This is a genomic window from Thiobacillus sp., assembly GCF_018780105.1.
Classification (GTDB): Bacteria; Pseudomonadota; Gammaproteobacteria; order Burkholderiales; family Thiobacillaceae; genus Thiobacillus.
Map to the genome: position 1 here is coordinate 131,672 of NZ_JADMKC010000002.1, position 21,319 is coordinate 152,990.

At 63.1% G+C, this 21,319-nt stretch carries 17 protein-coding genes; 10 read left to right on the top strand and 7 right to left on the bottom strand.

Annotation, left to right across the window (positions count from 1 at the left end; genetic code table 11):
* Nucleotide 1 precedes the first annotated feature (1 nt).
* The 3 genes from chrA to IV098_RS01140 all read right to left on the bottom strand — a co-directional run bounded on the left by chrA (nucleotide 2) and on the right by IV098_RS01140 (nucleotide 3,344).
* A complete protein-coding gene (chrA, locus tag IV098_RS01130) occupies nucleotides 2-1,339 on the bottom strand; it encodes a chromate efflux transporter (protein WP_296885603.1) in 1,338 nt (445 codons plus the stop codon).
* A gap of 178 nt (nucleotides 1,340-1,517) precedes the next feature.
* A complete protein-coding gene (locus tag IV098_RS01135; protein ID WP_296886315.1) occupies nucleotides 1,518-2,873 on the bottom strand; it encodes a sigma-54 dependent transcriptional regulator in 1,356 nt (451 codons plus the stop codon).
* A gap of 138 nt (nucleotides 2,874-3,011) precedes the next feature.
* On the bottom strand, nucleotides 3,012-3,344 hold the full coding sequence (locus IV098_RS01140; RefSeq protein ID WP_296885605.1) for a hypothetical protein: 333 nt from the start codon (nucleotides 3,342-3,344) through the stop codon (nucleotides 3,012-3,014).
* A gap of 143 nt (nucleotides 3,345-3,487) precedes the next feature.
* On the opposite strand from IV098_RS01140, the gene IV098_RS01145 reads away from it, so the two are divergent.
* The 5 genes from IV098_RS01145 (at nucleotide 3,488) to IV098_RS01165 (ending at nucleotide 9,857) form a co-directional block, all read left to right on the top strand.
* A complete protein-coding gene (locus tag IV098_RS01145) occupies nucleotides 3,488-5,656 on the top strand; it encodes a hypothetical protein (protein WP_296885607.1) in 2,169 nt (722 codons plus the stop codon).
* 77 nt (nucleotides 5,657-5,733) lie between these two features.
* Nucleotides 5,734-7,965, top strand: coding sequence for a hypothetical protein (locus IV098_RS01150; RefSeq protein ID WP_296885609.1), 2,232 nt, complete (start codon nucleotides 5,734-5,736; stop codon nucleotides 7,963-7,965).
* A 54-nt stretch (nucleotides 7,966-8,019) separates the two neighbouring features.
* Entirely contained in the window at nucleotides 8,020-8,373 is a 354-nt protein-coding gene (locus IV098_RS01155; protein WP_296885611.1) for a hypothetical protein, read from the top strand.
* An 18-nt stretch (nucleotides 8,374-8,391) separates the two neighbouring features.
* Nucleotides 8,392-9,066 carry a C39 family peptidase gene (locus tag IV098_RS01160; protein ID WP_296885613.1) on the top strand — a complete coding sequence of 225 codons (675 nt, stop codon included), beginning with the start codon at nucleotides 8,392-8,394 and terminating at the stop codon, nucleotides 9,064-9,066.
* 11 nt (nucleotides 9,067-9,077) lie between these two features.
* Nucleotides 9,078-9,857, top strand: coding sequence for a hypothetical protein (locus IV098_RS01165; RefSeq protein WP_296885615.1), 780 nt, complete (start codon nucleotides 9,078-9,080; stop codon nucleotides 9,855-9,857).
* A 78-nt stretch (nucleotides 9,858-9,935) separates the two neighbouring features.
* Here IV098_RS01165 and IV098_RS01170 read toward each other — a convergent pair whose 3' ends face one another.
* Nucleotides 9,936-11,210: a hypothetical protein gene (locus tag IV098_RS01170; RefSeq protein ID WP_296885617.1), complete on the bottom strand. Its 1,275-nt coding sequence runs from the start codon at nucleotides 11,208-11,210 to the stop codon at nucleotides 9,936-9,938.
* A gap of 104 nt (nucleotides 11,211-11,314) precedes the next feature.
* Nucleotides 11,315-12,205: a LysR family transcriptional regulator gene (locus tag IV098_RS01175; protein ID WP_296885619.1), complete on the bottom strand. Its 891-nt coding sequence runs from the start codon at nucleotides 12,203-12,205 to the stop codon at nucleotides 11,315-11,317.
* 138 nt (nucleotides 12,206-12,343) lie between these two features.
* On the opposite strand from IV098_RS01175, the gene IV098_RS01180 reads away from it, so the two are divergent.
* From IV098_RS01180 to IV098_RS01190, 3 genes are all read left to right on the top strand, one after another.
* Nucleotides 12,344-13,723: a ribulose-bisphosphate carboxylase gene (locus tag IV098_RS01180; RefSeq protein ID WP_296885620.1), complete on the top strand. Its 1,380-nt coding sequence runs from the start codon at nucleotides 12,344-12,346 to the stop codon at nucleotides 13,721-13,723.
* Nucleotides 13,724-13,906: 183 nt separating this feature from the next.
* Nucleotides 13,907-14,710, top strand: coding sequence for a CbbQ/NirQ/NorQ/GpvN family protein (locus tag IV098_RS01185; protein ID WP_296885621.1), 804 nt, complete (start codon nucleotides 13,907-13,909; stop codon nucleotides 14,708-14,710).
* Nucleotides 14,711-14,812: 102 nt separating this feature from the next.
* Nucleotides 14,813-17,074, top strand: coding sequence for a VWA domain-containing protein (locus tag IV098_RS01190; protein ID WP_296885622.1), 2,262 nt, complete (start codon nucleotides 14,813-14,815; stop codon nucleotides 17,072-17,074).
* Here the strand turns inward: IV098_RS01190 and IV098_RS01195 are convergent.
* On the bottom strand, nucleotides 17,055-17,774 hold the full coding sequence (locus tag IV098_RS01195; RefSeq protein ID WP_296885623.1) for a hypothetical protein: 720 nt from the start codon (nucleotides 17,772-17,774) through the stop codon (nucleotides 17,055-17,057). The genes IV098_RS01190 and IV098_RS01195 overlap by 20 nt on opposite strands.
* Nucleotides 17,761-19,764 carry a VIT domain-containing protein gene (locus IV098_RS01200; RefSeq protein ID WP_296885624.1) on the bottom strand — a complete coding sequence of 668 codons (2,004 nt, stop codon included), beginning with the start codon at nucleotides 19,762-19,764 and terminating at the stop codon, nucleotides 17,761-17,763. Before IV098_RS01200 ends, IV098_RS01195 begins: the two co-directional genes overlap by 14 nt.
* 249 nt (nucleotides 19,765-20,013) lie before the next feature.
* On the opposite strand from IV098_RS01200, the gene IV098_RS01205 reads away from it, so the two are divergent.
* Complete coding sequence (locus IV098_RS01205; RefSeq protein WP_296885625.1) at nucleotides 20,014-20,568, top strand: PEP-CTERM sorting domain-containing protein; 555 nt, start codon at nucleotides 20,014-20,016, stop codon at nucleotides 20,566-20,568.
* A 49-nt stretch (nucleotides 20,569-20,617) separates the two neighbouring features.
* Nucleotides 20,618-21,301, top strand: coding sequence for a hypothetical protein (locus IV098_RS01210; protein WP_296885626.1), 684 nt, complete (start codon nucleotides 20,618-20,620; stop codon nucleotides 21,299-21,301).
* Nucleotides 21,302-21,319: the final 18 nt, after the last annotated feature.

The window sequence follows — 21,319 nt, forward strand, 5'->3', positions numbered from 1 at the left end:
ATTAAATAACCAGTGAATACGCAAGACCCAGCAGCGCGCACACGCCGATGACTTTCATCACGTCGGCCTGATATTTCCACAACGCGACGAAGGCGGCGATGGCGACGATGACCGGGAACCACTCGAACGTTCCGGCAAACGGCGTGGCCTCGGTGGCCTGCGGCCAGAACGTGTGCCAGGCGAAGAACGCAGCCAAGTTGATAATCACGCCGACCACAGCGGCGGTGATGCCGGTCAGCGGCGCGGTGAATTTCAGTTCGTTGCGCGTGGCTTCGACAAACGGGCCGCCCGCGATGATGAACCAGAACGAGGGCAGGAAGGTGAAGAAGGTCGCCGCCGCCGCGCCCGCCAAGCCGGCCGCGATGGGGTTGGCAAATACTTCCTTGGCGACGCCGCCCAGATAGCCGACCCAGGTGACGACCATGATGAGCGGCCCGGGCGTGGTTTCGCCCAGCGCCAGTCCGTCCATCATCTGCGCGCCGGTGAGCCAGGTGTATTGCTCCACGCCACCCTGATACACGTAGGGCAGCACGGCATACGCGCCGCCGATGGTGAGAAAGGCCGCCCTGCTGAAGAAGTTGCCCATGTCGGTCAGCGTCTGCTGGCCGCTGACCGCGAACATCGCCCCCAGCCAGATACCGGCAAAGACCAGCGTCGTGACCATGAACTTGCCCCAGGAGAACTTCGCGTGATCCGGCGTGGGCGTATCGTCGTCGATCAGCGCGGGACCGTACTGCTTGCTGGAGGCGCCGTGCTCCCCACCGCCCTTGAATTTGGCCGGCGCCAGTTTGCCGCCAATCGCGCCCAGAATGGCCGCCGCCAGCACGATCCACGGAAAGCCGATCTTGAACCAGAAGATGCCGATGAAGGCCAGTGTGGCAATGCCCCACAGCATTTCGTTTCTCAACGCCTTGCTGCCGATACGCCAGGCGGCGAACAGCACCACGGCTACCACGGCGGGCTTGATGCCGTAAAAAATTCCCTGCACCAGCGGCACATCGCCCCAGGCGAGATACACCCCCGCCAGCGCGGACAGCAGCAAAAACGCCGGCAGAAAAAACAGCACGCCCGCCATGACGGCGCCCCTGGCGCCATGCATCAGCCAGGAAATGTAAATCGCCAGCTGGATTGCTTCCGGCCCCGGCAGCAGCATGCAGTAATTGAGACCGTGCAGGTAGCGGTGTTCGGAAATCCAGCGGCGTTTCTCGACCAGCTCCTGATGCATCATCGCGATCTGCCCGGCCGGACCGCCAAAGCTGATGAAGCCGAGTTTGAACCAGTATCTGAAGGACTCGGCCAGGGTGACGGGCGCGGGGGGATGGGCGTTTGCAGTGTCCACGAAAAATTCTCCAAGTTGATGGGTCAGGCCAGACTTGGACGGGACACCGTCTTGGGGACGCTGCAAAGAAATATTGCGACGACCGGATACCGGGGGCAGGCGCCCCGACCGGCGGATGGTATGTCAGTGCATCACGCGCTGTCCAGCCGACAGGCGCGAGCGGGGTTTCAGCGAAGGTTCAGGCCGCGTGATCCAGCAGGCTTTCGTGGCTCAGCGTGGCGGAACGTTCCAGTACGCGGTACAGGGTAGCGCGCGAAATACCGAGCTGGCGCGCCGCGGCCGACATGTTGTTCTGGTTGCGCCGCAGCGCGCAGCGGATGGCCTGCAGTTCCGCATGCGCCCGGGCCTGGTCCAGGGTGATATTGCCGGCGTCCGCCACCCGTTTTTCCAGCCCCAGATCCTCGGGCGTCAGCAGCGTGTTTTCGCTCATGATCACGGCGCGGCGCACCCGGTTGATCAGTTCGCGCACGTTGCCGGGCCAGTTGTAATTGCTCATCACGCGCAGGGCCTGCTGGTTGAATCCGCGGGCAGTAGCCGTTGCCGGTTCGGTCAGTTTCTTGAAGTAATGGCGGGCCAGCAGTTCCACGTCGCCTTCGCGTTCGCGCAGCGGCGGGGTATGCAGCCGGATGACGTTGAGCCGGTAGTACAGGTCCTCGCGAAACCGGCCTTGCGCCACGGCCAGTTCAAGGTCGACGTTGCTCGCCGCGATCACCCGCACGTCGAGCTGGATTTCCTGATTGGAACCGAGGCGCTCGATGGAACGGTTCTGCAAAACGCGCAGCAGGTTGACCTGCAAATCCAGCGGTAGATCGCCGATTTCGTCGAGGAAAATGGTGCCGCCGCTCGCAGCTTCCAGACGCCCGAGCTTGCGCTGCTGGGCGCCGGTAAACGCGCCTTTTTCATGACCAAACAATTCGGACTGGATCAGGTTGGCGGGCAAAGCGGCGCAGTTCACCGCAATGAAGGGGGCGTGGGCGCGGGTCGAGACCTGATGCAGCGCGTGCGCCACCAGTTCCTTGCCGGTACCGCTTTCACCGTCGATCAGCACCGGCGCGTCCACGCTACGCGTCTTGTCGATCATGGCGTACAGCGTGCGCATCACCGGGCTCGTTCCGATCATGCCGAGCTTGCCCTGCACTTCGGCGGGGAGGTCGGACGGCACGGTCAGTCGGGCCTTGCCATGGGCGTGCCCGAGACTCGCCAACAGGCGGTCCGGATCGACCGGCAGCGTATGAAAATCGTGGAAGCGGTTTTTGAGCAGATGGCACAGCGCAGAGTTCGACAGCATCACCGGCGTCACCAGCGCGATCCATTCCATGCCATGACTGCGAGACGTAAGGGCCTCGATACGGTCGATTTCGGCCGGGCTGGCATCGGACAGGTCGATCAATCCGACATGGATGTCGCGATCGGCGGCCAGTGATTTCGAAATTTCATACTCCACCATTTGCAGAATTTGCCACTCCGACGCACACAGCAATTCCCGCATCTGGGCAAACAGCCCGTCTTTTGCCAGCAATACCACCTGACGCATCGTCACAAGCAATCCTCCCGGGTTGGCGCGCTGTGCCTGAGCCCTCTGCCACACACGCGCAAACCTTGACTCCGTCCGCAACAAAGAGACGAACCCTTCAGACAAGCAGTATTTTTTATTGTGGAGAACAGCTTGTTGTCAAACAGGAAATCCTGATTGATGAAGCGCGCTGAGGCTGCTTGCTGAATTGAGCGGTTCTGTCCTGGCGCGTTGTCGCGCCCCTTCAAACTGAATATTTTGCCGATCTTGACTGCCCGTCGTGCCGTCCTCATGCATGCGGGTACCAAGCGCATTCCGTTTGGGAAAAGAACGTGCCAAACGGTAGGTGCAAATTAGATACACCTGCAAAAAAGTAAAGCGCTTAAATCCAAGCGACTGTTTTGATTGCACAAATTCAATGGGCCCCAAAAACTGCCGGCTGCCGGTGTCCAGAATTTGAAACACCTGCAGCGTGCGTCGCGCAGTGCTCATTGCGCCAGAAAACAAAAAAACCGTTTCGTTTCATGTGCTTGTGTTTTTGGCACGACTGTTGCAAAGGGCTTGCCTGAGCGGGTGTATCCCGTTCTTGCACACTCGGTTATCCAGTCGTCAAGCCAACTTCAAGGAGAGGCATAATGAACAAGACTCTTTTATCCACAGCCATTGCGATGGCGCTCGGGGTATCCGTCCAGGCCTGGGCCAACCCCACCAATAACGCGACGCAATTCGACAACGACGGCGACGCCTCTCAGACGGCGACGGCGGATTCGAACCAGTCCGGGCAATCCGGCGCGGCCGCCAACGAGTATTCGCAAGCCAACCAGAACACGAAGAACCGTTCGGCCACGCAAACCGGCAACACCGGCGCGACCGCCAGCGACGACTCGAGTGCGTATCAATACAACGATTCGTACAACACGACGGGGTCCTACAACGAGGACTCCAACAATACCCAATCCCAGAACAGCCATTCGTTCAACACCGACGTGTCGGCCAAGACCGAGCTCAATGGCAAGGTGTTCGACAACACCGTGCATGACATCGGCAACTACGCCGCGGGTGGCAGTCGCGCCGGTGATGGCGCGAGCGGCGGCAACGGCGGCAATGTCGAGCAAAACAGCTTCAGCATGTCGCTCGGTGCGGGCGGCGGCGATGCCGGTTCCGGCGGCGATGGTTACGCCAAGGCGATCGGTGGCGACACCGATGCCGGTGATGGCGCCAAAGGCGGCTCCGGCGGTGACGGCGGCTTTGCCATGGGCGGCTTCGGCGGCAAAGGCTATGGCGGCTCCGGCGGTGACGGCGGCAATGCCGGAGCCGCGAGCGGCGGCAGCGGTGGTTCCGGCGGCGATGGCGCCAGCGGCTATGGCGGCGACGGCGGCGAAGGCGGCAACTCCGGCCTCGCAGCAGGCGGCCTCGGCATCGGCGGCAGTGGCATTGGCGGCGATGGCGGCAATGGCGGTGACACCGGCAACGCCAGCGGCGGCGACGGCAGTGGCGGCAAAGGCTGGGCCGGTTCGGGCGGCGATGGCGGCAATACCGCCAATGCCACCGGCGGCAATGGCGACGGCGGCAGCGGCTACGGCGGTGACGGCGGCAACGGCGCCGATGGCGGCAAAGGCATCGGTGGCGACAGCGGCAGCTTCACCGCCAGCGGTGACGGCGGCAAGGGCTCGGGCGGCGACAGCGCTTCGATCTCGGCAACCGGCGACGGCGGCAAAGGCTATGCGGGCGATGCCAGCAACGGCAGCAGCGGCGGCAACGCGACTGAAGTCGGCGGCATTTCCGTCAGCAACAGCGGCGGGGTGAGCCAGAACCCCGGCACCACCAATGGCAATGCGGATGCCACCAATACGCCGTCCGAAGGTAGCGACAACGCCTCGGCCGACGCAGGCAACACCGCCAATCCCACCAACTCCAGCGAAACCGGCGTCGCTACATCCGGCGCGGGGACCGGCGGCACCGCAACGGCGGGCGCAGGAACCGGCGCAGCCAACGGTGGCGCGGCCAACGGCGGCGCCAGCGGCAGCACCAATGATATGAGCGCAGGCGGAGTCGCCACCGGCGGCACCAGCGGCGCGTCCACCGGCACCAGCACGGCTGGCGCAGGGAGCGGCGGCGCAGGCGGCTCGGGCGCGGCAGGTGCAACCGGCACCGGCGCAGAAGGCACGGGTGCAGCGGGTACCAATACCGCAGGTAACGGCGCGTCCAGCGGCAATGGTACAGGCGCGACGGGCACCGGCGCGGCAGGCACCAACACGGCGGGCGCAGGCGCTGCAGGCGCGACCGGGTCAGGCGCTGCGGGTACCGGCGCGGCCGGCACCAGCATGGGCGGCGCCGGCGCGGTCGGGGCGACCGGCACCGGCGGCGCAGGCGGCGCAGGGGCAGTCGGCGCGGCCGGCACCAGCACCGGCGGCAGTGGTGCAGCAGGTGCGACCGGCACCGGTGGCACCGGTGAAGGCGGCGTCGCAGGCGCTGGCGGCACGGGTGCCGCTGGCGGTGCTGGCGGCGCAGGCGGTACCGGCGGCGCGGCGACGGCCAACGGCGATGGCGGCGCCGGCGGCAATGGCGGACTGGGCGGCAACGCCACCAGCAGCGCCATGGCATCGGCCACCACCGGCAACGGCGGCGTGGGCGGCAACGGTGGCGACTCGATGGGCGGCAATGCCGGCACCTTCGATGCGTCCAACAACATGACGGGCAGCCTGTCGAACGGCGCAGGGATCATCTCGGTGTCGCAAAACACCGGCGCCAATGCGCTAACCCAGATCGGCGTCACCGTGCAGGCCAACCTGACGGTTCAATAAACCGTGATCCCGGCGCTGCATGGCAGCGCCGGGACGGGAACGCGAACCGCAATGCCAATTCTGTTTAGGAGAATGAAATGAACAAGACCCTGTTATCCACCGCCATCGCGCTGGCGTTTGGCATGTTGGCCCAGGCCTGGGCCAATCCCACCAACAATGCCGGCGGGTTCGGCTATCCCGGACCCGTGAGCACCTCGTCCGAAGAGAACGGATCGTTCGGCTACGCCGCGTTCGACAACGACGGCGCAGCCAGTCAGGAAGCGACCGCGATCAACGACCAGTCCAGCCAGACCGGCGCGGCGGCCAACGAGTATTCCTCGGCGTCGCAAGACTCCGAGAACCGCGATGCCACCCAGGAGACCAATTCCGGCGCGGTCGCCAACGACAATTCCGTGGCGAAGCAGTACAACAACTCGAAGAACACGGATTCATCGCACAACGACGATTCCAACAATAGCTTTTCGCAAAACCACGGCGCATTCAACACCGAGGTGTCGGCCAAGACCGAACTCGAAGGCAAGGTGTTCGACAACCGGGTGTACGACCTCGGCAACTCGGCCAAGGGTGGCAGCAAGGCCGGCGACGGCGCAGCGGGCGGCAACGGCGGCAACAGTTCGCAGGACACCGCCAGCAAAGCCTGGGGCGCCGATGGCGGCTCGGCGGGTGATGGCGGACGCGGTTCGGCCATGGCTATCGGCGGCGATACCACTGCAGGCGAGGGTGCCCGCGGCGGTTCCGGCGGCGACGGCGGTTCGGCCATCGGCGGCATCGGCGGTACCGGGGTCGGCGGCGATGGCGGTTCTGGTGGCGACGGCGGTTCGGCCTACGGTGGCGACGGCGGTTACGGCGGCGACGGCGGCAAAGGCAGCGGCGGCGACGGCGGCGACGGCGGCAAAGGCGGCGCTGCACTCGGCGGCCTTGGCGTGGGTGGCTCCGGGATCGGCGGTGACGGCGGCAATGGCGGCAACACGGCGGACGCCGACGGCGGTTCGGGCTACGGCGGCAGCGGCTATACCGGCTCCGGCGGCGACGGCGGCAACACCGGCAACGCAACCGGCGGTAACGGCGATGGCGGCAAAGGCAGCGGCGGCGACGGCGGCAATGGCGGCGACGGCGGCATGGGGATAGGCGGCGACAGCCTGGCCATCACCAAGACCGGCGACGGTGGCAAATCCTACGGCGGCGACAGCAAGGCGATGTCGTTTACCGGCGACGGTGGCAAAGGTTCAGGCGGCGACAGCGATAACACTTCGAGCGGCGGCAACGCCATTGGAGTCGGCGGGATTTCCGCCGCCAACAGCGGCCTGGTTAGCCAGGAACCGTCCACCACCAATGGCGACGCCAACGCCAGCAACAACCCGATCGACCAGAGCGATGACGCGACCGCAACGGCGGGCAACGTGGCCAGTCCCGGCAACAGCAGCGTGACCGGGGAGGCCAACTCCAACACAGCCAATGGCGGCGATGCCAGCGGCGGTCTGGGTGACGGCACCGCCACAGCGGGTAATGGCACCGGTGCGGCAAGCGGCAACGCCAGCGGCACCAGCGGTGGCGGCAACAGCAACGGCGGCGGCAGTGGCGCGGCCGATGGCAGCAGCCTGGCGGCCGATGGCAGTGGCGCGGCCGGCGGCGCAGGCGCAGCAGGCGCAGCAGGTACCGGTGCAGCCGGAACCGGCGCGGCCGGCAGCAACACCGCAGGTGCAGGCGCATCCAGCGGCGACGGCACCGGCGCAACCGGCACCGGCGCAGCGGGCACCAACACCGCAGGCGCGGGCGCAGTCGGCGCAGCCGGCACCGGCGCGACCGGCACCGGCGCCGCGGGCACCAGCGCAGGTGGCAATGGCGCGGCGGGGGCTGAAGGTAACGGCGGCGCAGGTGGCGCAGGCGCAGTCGGCGCCACCGGCACCAGCACCGGCGGCGCAGGGGCGGTCGGCGCAGCCGGCACCGGCGGCACCGGCGAAGGCGGCCTGGCCGGCAACGGCGCAAGCGGCGGGTCGGGCGGCGCAGGCGGCAACGGCGGCGCAGGCGGCACGGCGGACGCCAGTGGGCCTGGAGGTGACGGCGGCGATGGCGGCATGGGCGGCAACGCCACCAGCGAAGCCATGGCATCGGCTACCACCGGCAACGGCGGCGCAGGCGGCAACGGCGGCAACTCGCATGGCGGAGATGCGGGGGTCTTCAATATCTCCAACAACATGTCCAGCAGCGTGACCAACGGCGCCGGCATCATCAGCCTGTCGCAAAACACCGGGGCCAATGCCCTGACCCAAGTCGGCGTGACGGTTCAGGCCAATCTGAACGTTCAGTAAAACGACACCCCGGAGTCGCGTTGCGATTCCGGGGATTTCCGAAAGGAAGCTGTCATGCACACCACAAACACACTTCTGAAAACGATACCGATTCTGATACTGGCTTTTTCTTTGCAGCCCGCCTGGGCCGACTCCGGCCCTGACATTCCGGGCAGCGACACGCTTTTCGATGCCCTTGTTTCCGACGATCTTCTGGCAGGTCAGCGCGGCAAGGCGCTGATTCCCACCAACACCAACAACCTGGATGGCGCCGTGTACGACAACGCGGCCAGCGATCTGGTGACGGGTTTCAACATGGTCAGCGATGGTTCGCTGGCGAACAACGCCGGGCTCAACACCGTGATCCAGAATTCGGGCAACAACGTGCTGATTCAAAACGCCGTGATCCTGAATATCCAGATGCAATAAGGAGCGAATGAGATGCGCGTGATCGCTCTTTTTCTGACGGTGCTGGTCGCGATGTCCGGCGCGCGGGCCGGCATGGTCGACATTCCGGGCGCGGGTTCCGGCTCCTACAACTTCAAGACCATGAGCATGAAGGAGCGGCAGTTCCGCTACACCGTGCGCCAGCAGTACGACTTCAGTTGCGGTTCCGCGGCGGTCGCCACCCTGCTCACCCATCATTACGGCGAGCCGACCCGGGAAGAAACCGTGTACAGCGCCATGTGGGAAACCGGCGACCAGACCAAGATCCGCAAGGAAGGTTTCTCCATGCTCGACATGAAGCGCTTCCTCGAGTCGCGCGGCTATGCCGCCAACGGTTACAGCGCCAACCTGGAAAAACTGTCCAGCGTGGGCGTGCCGGCCATCGTGCTGATCCGCGACGGGCGCTACAACCACTTCGTCGTCGTCAAGGGCGTACGCGATGGCCGGGTGGCCTTCGGCGATCCGGCCCAGGGCGCGCGGGTGATGCCCTTGCCCGAGTTCGAACGCATGATGATCAATCACATCGTGTTCGTCATTAACGGTCATACCGACAAGGTGATATTCAACAATCCGAAAGACTGGCGCGTGCGGGAAAAGGCTCCGGTCGGCATCGCCGGCACGCTCGGCGATCTCGCCAATTCCACGCTGTTGCGCCGGCCGACGGGCGAATTTTAAGGAGACGGATCATGTCCGCCCTGCGTATCTGGATCGTGCTGCTGAGCCTGCTTTCGGGTGGACTCGCGCACGCATCGTATTCATCTTTCGACAACGCGCCCCGCGCCAGCGATGAAGTGCTCGACCGCATGCGCGGCGGCTTCGTCGTCAGCTGGAACGGCCTGGAATTCCTGCTGCCGTTTTCCATCAGCGGCATCGAGCGTCTGACCCAGATCAACGGCCAGACCTATATCAATGGCGAACTGATGACGGCGGCGCTCAACCCGCGGGCGCTGGCGCCCTTCCAGCAAGCCCTGCCCGTCAGCGTGAACGTGCCGGCGCCGGTTGCCGCCGCGGACGGCGGTGTGCGCGAAGACATGAACGCATCACCGGTTGATCCGCCTGCGCAAACCGCAAGCGCGGCGGATACCGTCGCACAGACAGGCGCCAGCGGCGTCAGCGGCACACCGGGGGACAGCGTGGCAGGCGCTAGCGCCGCCAGCGGCAGTCCCGCGGAAATGGCTGCTGCGCCAGCCGACAGTCCGCCGGCATCAGAACCTGTAACACCGGCGCCCGCGACGCAGGTCAGCACGAACGGCTCGCTGATCGTGATCCAGAACGGCGTCGCCAATGCGGTCGTACTGCCGCCCAATGTCTCGCTCGATTCGCTGGCAACCTTCATCCAGAACTCGGTGAACAATCAGGTGATCCGCAATATCACCACCCTGAGTCTCACCGTCGAGGCGCAAATGCTCGCCATGCAGGCGCGGCTCAATGCCATCCACAACCAGAGCCTGAACGGCTTGCGCTGAAGCAGCTGCCGGCACACGTTGAATTAAAAAGGCCAGGCAGCACCGCCTGGCCTTTTTAATGGAGGGGTCTTGCCGGGGTCAGAACTTCATCGGCAGCCGCAGGGTCATCGTGGTGTCCGGCGTGTCCTCGGTCAGTCCGGCGCCTATCGTCAGGTTCAGATTGGTCGTCTTGTTGAGGCGGTAGGCGAAGGTGGTTTGCAGGGTGCCGAGCTGCACATCGAGACCTTGGTTTGCGATGCCTTCGAAGGTCGATTTCTCGATCCAGGTGTGCTCGTAGCTCACGCTGAACGAGCTGCGTTCGTTGAGCGACAGTCCCATGCCGAAGTTGAGGCCGAACGAGTCGCCCGGGTCGACTTCGCCGATGAACTCGGTCCCGACCATTTCATTGACGTCGCGCTTGATGTTCCAGGTGTAATTGAGGCCGCCGAAGAACACCACCGGATCGGAGGGCAGTACCCCGGACAGACTCGGCTGCAGGCTGTAGAAACCGGAACCGGTCGCAAGCTCGGTCGGCAGGTTGAACAGCGGGTCGTATTCGACTTCGTAAACGTCCTTGCCGGTGCGGCTCTTGAAGCGCAGCCCGGCAATGTAGAACGCGCCATCGTCGCGCGGCGCATTGAGCTGGTAGCGCGCCGCCAGCTCGATGTCGCCGATGCCGTTGCCGTCGGCGCTGAACAGTTCGTTTTGCGAAGTGGACGTGATCGAGCGCGCCAGCGTGTCGTCGGTGCGGTAGATATAGGGCACGCGGGCTTCGACCTCGAAGCGATTGGTCACGCCGTAGCGCCCGCCCAGGTTCAGGATCCAGTTGGTGCGATTGGCCTGGCTCACATTGATTTCGCCGATCAGCACCGCATTCAGCACGCTGAAGCCGATGACGGACAGGCGGTCGGACGAGTTGTAGACGTATTGCAGATAAGGATCGAAAACGAAAGTGCCCTTGGGCGTCATGATGCTGGGCTCGGAGAACAGGTTCACCGCATCCAGCACGTTGTCCACCCGCTCTGCGGAATCCGGCCCGCGCCCGCGGTACTTCGACTCATCGGCTTCGGACACCTGCACCGGGTTGATATCCACCGGCATCCCCAGCTGCAGTTGCATCGCCTCGATGCTGCGCCGGGTTTCCTGCAGCGATTGCTTGTGCTGTTCCAGTTTCCTGAGCTCGGCCTCCAGCAGTTGCTGCTGTTCGGTGAGCTTTTTCGACTGCGCTTCCAGTTGCAGACGCAGCGCATCCAGCTCCGCCTGTTCGGGCGCCGCCGCAGCAGCCTGGCCGAACTGGGCGGCGAGCAGCGCGCCGAGGCCTATCCGGGTTTTCCATGAAGTGCGCTTGCGAGCTGCCGTCACAGGTTTATTCATATATCCCCCTTATTGGAATGGCCGCTTTGCATGCGGCCTCTATATGAATAGACGCTGTGCCGTATTTATCAACCGGTGCTATCAACCGGTGCGGGTGAGGTGGGCTAGCGCGCCGCCTCCAGCACAAACGACTTGAATGCCTGCGCCACGGGCGACAGCCGCTTGTCGGACCGGTGGACGATGTACCAGTGGCGCATGATGGGGAAGCCTTCGACGGCGACCACCGCCAGCCGCTTCAATGCCAGTTCCTGCTCCAGCGTTTGCAGCGACAGGATGCCGAGTCCCAGGCCGGCCTGCACCGCCTGCTTGATCGCCTCGTTGCTGCTCATTTCCATGCTGGTGAGAATCTCCATGCCCTTGTCGGCGAACCAGCGCTCCATCGCGCCGCGGGTGCCGGAGCCGGTCTCGCGCACCAGGAAGGGTGCCGAGGCGAGATCCTGGATCGACACCTTCTTCTTGCGGGCGAGCGGGTGATCGGGCGGCGCGATCACCACCAGCGGGTTGTCCATGAAGCGGGTGGCTTGCAGATCGAGGCCTTCCGGCACCTGCCCCATGATCGCGAGATCGATGCGGTTGGCCGCCAGCAAACCCAGCACCGACTCGCGATTCGATACATCCAGATGAATCGACACCTTGGGGTGCTTGCCGCGAAAGCTGGCCAGGATGGTGGTGGCGACTGCACTCACGGTGGTCGTCACCGCAATGTTGAGCTGGCCGCTGTCCATGCCGCGCAGTTGCGCCAGGTTGGCCTGCAGGTCGTCGAGCCGCGCGGTGATGCTCTGGCTGGCATACAGCACCTCGCGCCCGGCCTCGGTCAGAAAGATCTTCTTGCCGAACTGTTCGGTCAGCGGCAGCCCGAGGATTTTCTCGATGCCGCGCACCTGCATCGACACGGCCGGCTGCGACAGATGCAGTTCTTCCGCCGCGCGGGTGAACGACAGATGGCGGGCGACCGCTTCGAATACACGGAACTGGCGGAGCGTCAGGCGGCGCATAAAACCATAAGCTAAACGATATGATTTTAATCATAACAATTTAATATTAATTATAGAAACCCGTGCGTATAGTCCGCCCCTATCGATTTCAGGAGCCTCCCTCCTGAAGCCCTGTTCAACAACCGAAGGAGCCAAGCAATGGATCAGTCCGCACGTTACGCCGACCTCAGCCTCAAAGAAGAAGACCTCATCAAGGGTGGCAAGCACATCCTCGTCGCCTACAAAATGAAGCCGAAGTCCGGCCACGGCTACCTGGAAGCCGCCGCTCACTTCGCCGCCGAGTCCTCGACCGGCACCAACGTCGAAGTCTCCACCACCGACGACTTCACCAAGGGCGTCGACGCGCTGGTCTATTACATCGACGAAGCGACCGAAGACATGCGGATCGCCTACCCGATCGAGCTGTTCGACCGTAACGTCACCGACGGCCGCTTCATGATCGTTTCCTTCCTGACCCTGGTGATCGGCAACAACCAGGGTATGGGCGACATCGAGCACGCCAAGATTCACGACTTCTACATGCCCGAGCGCGCCATCCAGATGTTCGACGGCCCCGCGCGCGACATCTCCGACATGTGGCGCATCCTCGGTCGTCCGGTCAAGGACGGCGGCTACATCTCCGGCACCATCATCAAGCCGAAGCTGGGTCTGCGTCCCGAGCCGTTCGCAGCTGCGGCCTACCAGTTCTGGCTGGGCGGCGACTTCATCAAGAACGACGAACCCCAGGGCAACCAGGTGTTCTGCCCGCTGAAGAAAGTGCTGCCGCTGGTGTATGACGCCATGAAGCGCGCGCAGGACGAAACCGGCCAGGCCAAGTTGTTCTCCCTGAACATCACCGCTGACGACCACTACGAAATGATGGCGCGTGCCGATTTCGGTCTGGAGACCTTCGGCCCCGACGCCGACAAGCTGGCATTCCTGGTCGACGGTTTCGTTGGCGGCCCCGGCATGATCACCACTGCCCGCCGTCAGTACCCCGGCCAGTACCTGCACTACCACCGTGCCGGTCACGGCATGATCACTTCGCCGTCCGCGCTGCGTGGCTACACCGCGTTCGTGCTGGCGAAGATCTCGCGTCTGCAGGGAGCTTCGGGCATCCACGTGGGCACCATGGGCTACGGCAAGATGGAAGGCGAAACCTCCGACAAGATCATTGCCTACATGATCGAGCGCGACGAGTGCCAGGGCCCGGTCTACTTCCAGAAGTGGTATGGCATGAAGCCCACCACCCCGATCATCTCCGGCGGCATGAACGCACTGCGTCTGCCCGGCTTCTTCGAGAACCTGGGTCACGGCAACGTCATCAATACCTCCGGCGGCGGTTCCTACGGCCACATCGACAGCCCGGCTGCCGGCGCGATCTCGCTGCGCCAGTCGTACGAGTGCTGGAAGTCGGGCGCCGACCCGATCGAATACGCGAAAGAGCACAAAGAGTTCGCCCGCGCGTTCGAGTCCTTCCCTGGCGACGCCGACAAGATCTTCCCCGGCTGGCGCGAAAAGCTGGGCGTGCACAAGTAAGCACGGCCCGCATTGATGCAAGAGAAACGCCTCCGGTTCACTGGGGGCGTTTTTCTTTCAAGATGGATTCCCCCCTTTGAAAAAGGGGGGTTAGGGGGGATTCAACAGATTGCCGAAAAATCCCCCAGTCCCCTTTATGCCCTTTAGGGTGCTTTTTCAAAGGGGGAGGAAATGGAGTCACACATGACCGATAAAGACCAATACAAGATTCAGCAGGAACCGTTCTACCAGCAGCAGAAGAACGAAGTCGCGCTGTACGAAGCCGCCTACCGCAACCGCCTGCCGGTGATGGTGAAAGGCCCGACCGGCTGCGGCAAGTCGCGCTTCGTCGAATACATGGCGTGGAAGCTTGGCAAGCCGCTGATCACCGTGGCGTGCAACGAAGACATGACCGCCAGCGATCTGGTGGGACGCTACCTGCTCGAAGCCAACGGCACCCGCTGGCTCGACGGCCCGCTCACCACCGCCGCGCGCATCGGCGCGATCTGCTACCTCGATGAAATCGTCGAAGCACGGCAGGACACCACCGTGGTGATCCACCCGCTCACCGACCACCGCCGCACCCTGCCGCTGGACAAGAAGGGCGAGCTGATTCATGCGCACCCCGATTTCCAGCTGGTGATTTCCTACAATCCGGGCTATCAGACCTTGATGAAGGATCTCAAGCAGTCGACCAAGCAGCGCTTCACCGGCTTCGATTTCGACTACCCCGATGCGGCGCTGGAAACCGAGATCGTGGCGAAGGAAACCGGCGCCGATGCAGCCATGGCAGCGAAACTGGTGAAGATCGGTGCGGTCGCGCGCGGCCTCAAAGGCCACGGTCTCGACGAAGGCATCTCGACCCGCCTGCTGGTCTATGCAGCGACGCTGATCAAGGACGGCGTCGACCCGCGTGACGCCTGCCGCATGGCGTTGGTGCGGCCGATCACCGATGACGCGGATATCCGCGACACGCTGGATCACGCCATCGACGCGACATTTGCGTGACCAACAACGTAGCGTGTAGGTTGGGCTGAGGCACGAAGCCCAACATGACTGGCAGCGCTGGGCTTCGTGCCTCAGCCCAGCCTACGGGAGATTGTCCGGACCATGAGCGAAACCGAATACCAACATCCCTTGATGCGCGCCTACTGGGCGCAGATCGACACCCGCTTCCCGCAGGTCGAGGCGGTGTTCGAAGACGTCATGGCCGAAGCGCTGGCGGTGATCACGCGCGAGGGCATCGACGCCTACCTCGAAGCCGCGCGCGTCATCGGCAAGCTGGGGCGCGGCGTCGAGCCGATGCTGGCATTTCTGGAAGAGTGGCCGTCCACTGCGCAGGCGGTGGGCGAAGCAGCCCTGCCGGCGGTGATGGCGCTGGTCCAGCGCATGCAAAAATCGCCCAACGGCAAGGCCATCACGCCTTTCCTGCAAACGCTGGCAGCGGTTGCACGCCGCCTGCAGGCGCAGGAACAGCTGCAGCACTATCTGGATATCACGCTGGATTTCATGGAGCGCACCACTGGTTCCATCCACGGTCACCACACCACCTTCCCCAGCCCCGGCCTGCCGGAATTTCTCGCCCAGGCGCCCAACCTGCTGAACCAGCTGACGCTGGCCGGGCTGAAAAACTGGGTGGAATACGGCATCCGCAACTACCGCACCCATCCCGAGCGGCAGAAGGATTACTTCAGTGTGCAGTCGGCCGACAGCCGCGCGGTACTGCAACGCGAACGCCACGGCACCCTGTTCATGGACGTCGAACGCAAGCTCGATCTATACCTGCGCGGCCTGTGGAACGACGCGGAACAACTGGTGCCATATTCCACCGCCTTCGACGAATTGCGCAAGCCGGTTCCTTATTACGACAAGCTTGGCATGCGCGTGCCGGATGTGCAGGACGATGCACACGGGGTCAGCGGCCTCGACCGCTACCGCGCCACGCTGGCGCACATGGTCGGCCACCGGCGCTGGACCCGGCCGCAGGTGGCCGACAACTGGAGCCCGTTTCAGCGCATGGCGGTCGAGTTCTTCGAGGACTGCCGCGTCGAGACCCTGCTGATCCGCGTCTACCCCGGCCTGCGCCGCCTGTTTCTCGCGCTGCATCCGCAGCCGCTGGAAGCTGACTGCGATCCGCAGACCACGTCCTGTCTGCGCCACCGCATGGCGATGCTGTCGCGCGCGCTGCTCGATCCTGCTCACGGCTACGCTGACGCCGACCTCAACACCTTCGTCGCGCGCTTCCACGCCGTGATGGCACAGGGGGAGTCGAGTACAAAGGAGATCGCCGCGCTGGCACTGTCCTACGTCGCCAAAACCCGCCGCCAGAGCGACCAGCTCGCCAAGGTCCATTTCGACAACACGGTGATCGACTACCGCGACGACAACCGCCACATGTGGCAATTCATCGAGGCAGGCGACGAGGAAGAAAGCTTCGACGAAAACCGCAAGGCCGCGCCGGATCAGGAAATCCAGGGCCTGCCGCCGCGCCATTATCCCGAGTGGGACTACAACAGCCAGACCTACCGCCCGGACTGGGCCAGCGTGTACGAAGGTCTGCACGCCAGCGGCAACCCGGCGGACATCGACCGCCTGCTCGCCAAGCACAGCGCGCTCGCCAAGCAGCTGAAGAAAATGCTCGATCTGTTGAAGCCGCAGGACAAGGTGCGCATCCGCTATCAGGAAGAAGGCAGCGAGCTCGACCTCGACGTCGCCATCCGCTCGCTGATCGACTTCAAAGGTGGTGCGAATCCCGACCCGCGCATCAACATGAGCCACCGCACCGACGGCCGCGACATCGCCGTGATGCTGCTGCTGGATTTGTCGGAATCGCTCAACGACAAGGCTGCGGGCAGCGACCAGACCATCCTCGAACTGAGCCAGGAAGCGGTTTCGCTGCTGGCGTGGGCGATCGAGAAACTCGGCGATTCGTTCGCCATCGCCGGCTTCCATTCCAACACCCGCCATGACGTGCGCTACCTGCACATCAAGGGCTATCGCGAACATTTCGACGACGAAGTGAAGGCGCGGCTGGCGGCAATGCAAGCAGGCTATTCCACCCGCATGGGCGCCGCGATGCGTCACGCTGCGCATTACCTCGGCGCGCGGCCGGCCGACAAGAAGCTGATGCTGATCCTCACCGACGGCAAGCCGTCCGACGTCGATACCCACGACGAACGCCTGTTGATCGAAGATGCGCGACAGGCAGTCAAAGAGCTCGATCAGGACGGCATTTTTGCCTACTGCATCAGCCTCGATCCCAAGGCCGACGAATACGTCGGCGATATTTTCGGCCGCCAGTACACCGTCATCGACCACATCGAGCGGCTGCCGGAGCGGCTGCCGCAGCTGTTCATGGCGCTGACGAAGTAGGCCTACCGTCCCGGCCGCGCGTCCGGCCGACCTGCAATCGAAGCAGGCCATAGACCAGCAATCCGGCCAGCGGAACCCCGGCCGACCACAGCGCGTGCGCCATGTCGATGCCGTTGCGCCCGGTCAGCCAGGCATTCAGCAGCGGCGCGAGCAGGGTGACGCCGAGGTAGATCGCCGGCGCGGAGAGCGCGTTTCCCGTTCCTTTCAGTTGCAGCAGCAGGGCGCCGAAATAGACGCCGATGCCGATCAGCCGGTGGCTGTCTGCGTCCGACAATCCCGCGAGGCGCGCCAGATCGTCCTGGCCGTAGCCGATCAGGACGATGCGCGCGGCATTGGCCAGCAGGGCCGTCAGCCACGCGGCGGCGAAGGCGCCCAGTGCGAGCGTCGGACCGAATGGCCGCGTACGCCAGCGCCACAGCCAGCCCAGCCAAGAGGCGATCAGGAAATTGCCGCCGGCGCAGGCCTTGACGATGACCAGGGCGCGGCCGGCATCCAGCCATTCGCCGCCCGCCAGCGGAGCGAAATCGAACAGGCGGGTGGCGTTGAGCAATCCGGCCAGCGGCTGGAGCAGCCATTGCAGTTGTGCCGTCGTGGCCGCCGAATAACCGGCCTTGAGCGCCAGAGCCAGCAGCAGGACCAGACCCCAGTCGCGCCAGCCGAATGCGCGGCCGGGCAGCACCGTCGTTTCAGCGCTTGCCATGGCCGCGCGCCCGGATCAGACGTTCGCCGCCGAACAGGCCGGCCAGTACCAGCATCAGCCAGCCCAGTTCCGGTTCTGGCACCGGCTGCGCCAGTGCCAGTTCCGACACGCCCTGGGGCAACGGCAGGGGCTGCTTCACATCGGTCGCGTCGGCGTCCGGGTTGACTACGGTTTCGTCGACCGCGACGAAGGAGGTGTACTGGGTCAGCAACGCGTAGCGCAGACCGAGATCGACGATGGCGTCGCGGTTGAGTTCGACGTTGCCACCCTGCATGTCGGACAGGCGCATCAGCCGTTGCCGTGCCCACAGCACCGGCAGCAGTTCGGCCTGATTGCGGCTGCCTTCGTCGGCCAGCGGCAGGCTCGCGTGGTAGTCGCCCTGGGCGGCGGTGCCGGTCAGCACAAGCGACGCGTCGGCCTGCGCGTTGCGGTACTTGCCAAACACCACGATGGGACGCTCGGCCAGCATCACCGGGATGTCGGCCGGCTCCATGTCGTACAGATCGACGCCCTTGCCCTGCAGCTGGATGTTGCCGAGTACCGGCGACTCGACGTAGCGGCGGAAACGCGCGCCGACGCCGGCCGCTTCGCCCGGCCCGGTGATGACGAAGGGCTCGCCCTCGCCGGCACGGGCCATGCTCTCGATCAGATAACGGTTCACCGACGAGCCGATGCCGAAGGCGAACAGGTTGGTCGCGTTCAGGTTCCGCTTGATCAGGTCGTAGGCGGCGCGCTCGGCGCTGATGTAGCCGTCGGTGATCACCACGACGCTGCGCGCAGTATCGGGCGTGCGCGGCATGTCGAACGCCTTTTCCAGGGCCGGCACCAGCTCGGTTCCGCCGCCGCCGTCGTAGGTCTTCATCATCTCCATGGCGCGTTGCAGATTGGCCGGCGTAGCCGGTAACGGCACCGACGACAGCACGGTGGAGCCGCCCGAGAAAAACAGGATGTTGAAGCTTTCATCGGGCCGCAGCTTGCCCAGCAGTTCGCGCATCACCTCGCGCGCGGTGTCGAGCGGAAAGCCGTGCATCGAGCCGGACACGTCCACCACGAACAGGTATTCGCGTTTCATCACCTGCGCCGCGTCAACATGCTTGGGCGGCTGGGCCATCATCAGGAAATAGTGCTCGCCGTTCCATTCGTAGGTCATCAGTCCCGAGTTGATCCGGTCGCCCTGCAGGCGGAAGCGCAGGATGAAATCGCGATTGCCGGCATCCCGTTCGGATGCATCGAGGCCGACCTCGACGCGTTTGTCGTCGAGCCACTTCGTGGCGATCTTGTGCTGCACCGAGCGCAGGTCGCTGACCGGAATCGGGCTGGCAAGATGCACCCGGATGCCGGTCTCGATGCGCGCCGGATTGCCGCCGTCGGGCTGGTCCTTGGCGTAGGGGTTGGCCATCCATTCAGCATCCGGCGCCGCCTGCACCGGATCGCCGCCGTAACGCGGGCCGACCACCGTCGGGTACACCAGCTCGTACACGCCCTGGTCCGGCACCAGCAGCTCGCTGTATTGCAGCGTCAGTTCCACCTCGTCGCCCGGCATGATGTTGGCGACATCCATCATGAACACGTTGGGGCGCTTCTGGTCGAGCAGGGCAGCATGCTTGCCCGCCTGCTTCGCGGCCTTGAAGATTTTTTTCGCCTCTTCCTTCTCCTTGATCTTCGCCCGGATGGTGCGCGTGCCGATCTTCATCGTCAGGCCCTGCACCGTCGCGCGGGTCGAGCCGGGGAACACGTAGCGCGCGTTGATCGGCCGCGTGCCGGCGTTGCCATAGCGCTGCGTCACGGTCACCCGCGCGATAGGCCCGTCGATGACGATATCGGCCTGGCTGGATTTCAGCGGCAGCCGGTCGGTAGCCGGATCGCCGTCCGGAATCCACAAACGCGGCGCAAGGCTGCGGTCGCAACCGTCGCAGTCGTCCCCGGCGAAGGCATACGCAGCGGAAAAAAACAGCACACAGGCAAGCAGAAAAAACAGACCCCGTTTCATGGCAACACCTCTTGTTGGTTGAAGGTGCGGCCAGATTAGGAAGCGGGTGTGGGGGCTTTATGTGGTGGGTGTGGGGATTGGGTGTGGAATGCGAGTGCTCCCGCAATTTGCTTGGTTAGGGTGGATTCAACCATCTCTATATTAATTAATAAATGTCCGGCCCATGGGTCTCTTGATTAACTGTTAGGTGCCTGACTGATAACCCTGTGGTCATATTTCATAGTTAGTGTGTGTAAGCATCCATTACTCTTGGAAAATGAAATGAAGCTTTTGTCGTACGGTTTGCTTAGCTGCCTTCTGCATTTAATTTCGTCTAACGTATACGCTGAAATAAATTGGAGTTTTTCCATAGAAACCCCAAACTTTGTTGTCAGCCCTACAGACTCATTTTCAGTTATTGGCAAAATTACTAACTTCTCCAGTTCCTCGTCCGCACTTTCAATCTATGAACCTTGCCCACTGTGCGTGTTTCCTGTCGGTATGTTTATAGGTGCATCCGACTCAAAGCCTTTTGATGTGTTCTTGATCGATCAAAGTCCGACCAGCACGACCCTTCCTGGCCTAAGCCTCAACCCAGGAGAGAGTTTTTCCTTTACTGCATACACCATATCGCCACTCAATGGCGCGGTTCCAACCGGAAGCTACGACTTCATCGTCAATGATCTCTTCATTCAGCCTTATGGATTCAGCAGTGGCGGTCCTGTGCACATAGCGGTTGTTCCAGAACCATCTGCTTCAGTACTCATGTTTGCTGGTCTAGGCATCTTGGGTATTGCTCTTCATCTCCGCAAGGCTTATGCCTAACAAGCGCTTCGAGTGGAGCGCCCCTCAAGCTAGACGTTAGGCTACTACAATGAAACGCACACATCTAACTGTTCTTCTTTTCATTTCGTGGTCGGTAATTGCCCAGAGCATGGTGCATGCCAAGACCATTACTAATACGAATCTCAAGGAAGATTCACGGGAGTATGCATGGTTTTTCTCTAAGAAAATCTCAGCCACTCTTTTTGGTGTTGGAAGATCGTGGGATCAGAAATTGAACAAACCAAAACCATGTGCGGATGAGGCCGTACAACGGATTAACCTTTCAATTCTGGAACCCGTTGATTTTCCCCGATCTGTGGAAGACCCTCAAAGTGGTGCGTGGTACTACCAATTCGATTATCTACGCTGTGGTGAGACAATTCGGAACAATGTGGTCTTTACATCACAACAAGGGCACATTTCCGTAGTGCCCTACCCCCCAGGCAACAGTCTTGCATCCCCGCGGTTGATAACTGACACTTATAAAATCGTTGCAGTGAAAGCCCTGCTTGAGGTGGACGGCTGTAAAACGATACCAGGGCCGGAAATTGTCGCAACCAGAGTGACCAAACAGACTGTGACATCCGGAACTACCTCAGCGCCCATTCAGGACTGGCAAGAACTCTGGACAGTTCGAGCATGTGGGAAGGACATAGATATCAACGTTTGCTTTCACTCTGAGCATCCCAAGGGAACTACCACCTCAATTGGTCCTGCATGTCGGCAACCGTGATGCCTAACCTGCGCTTCG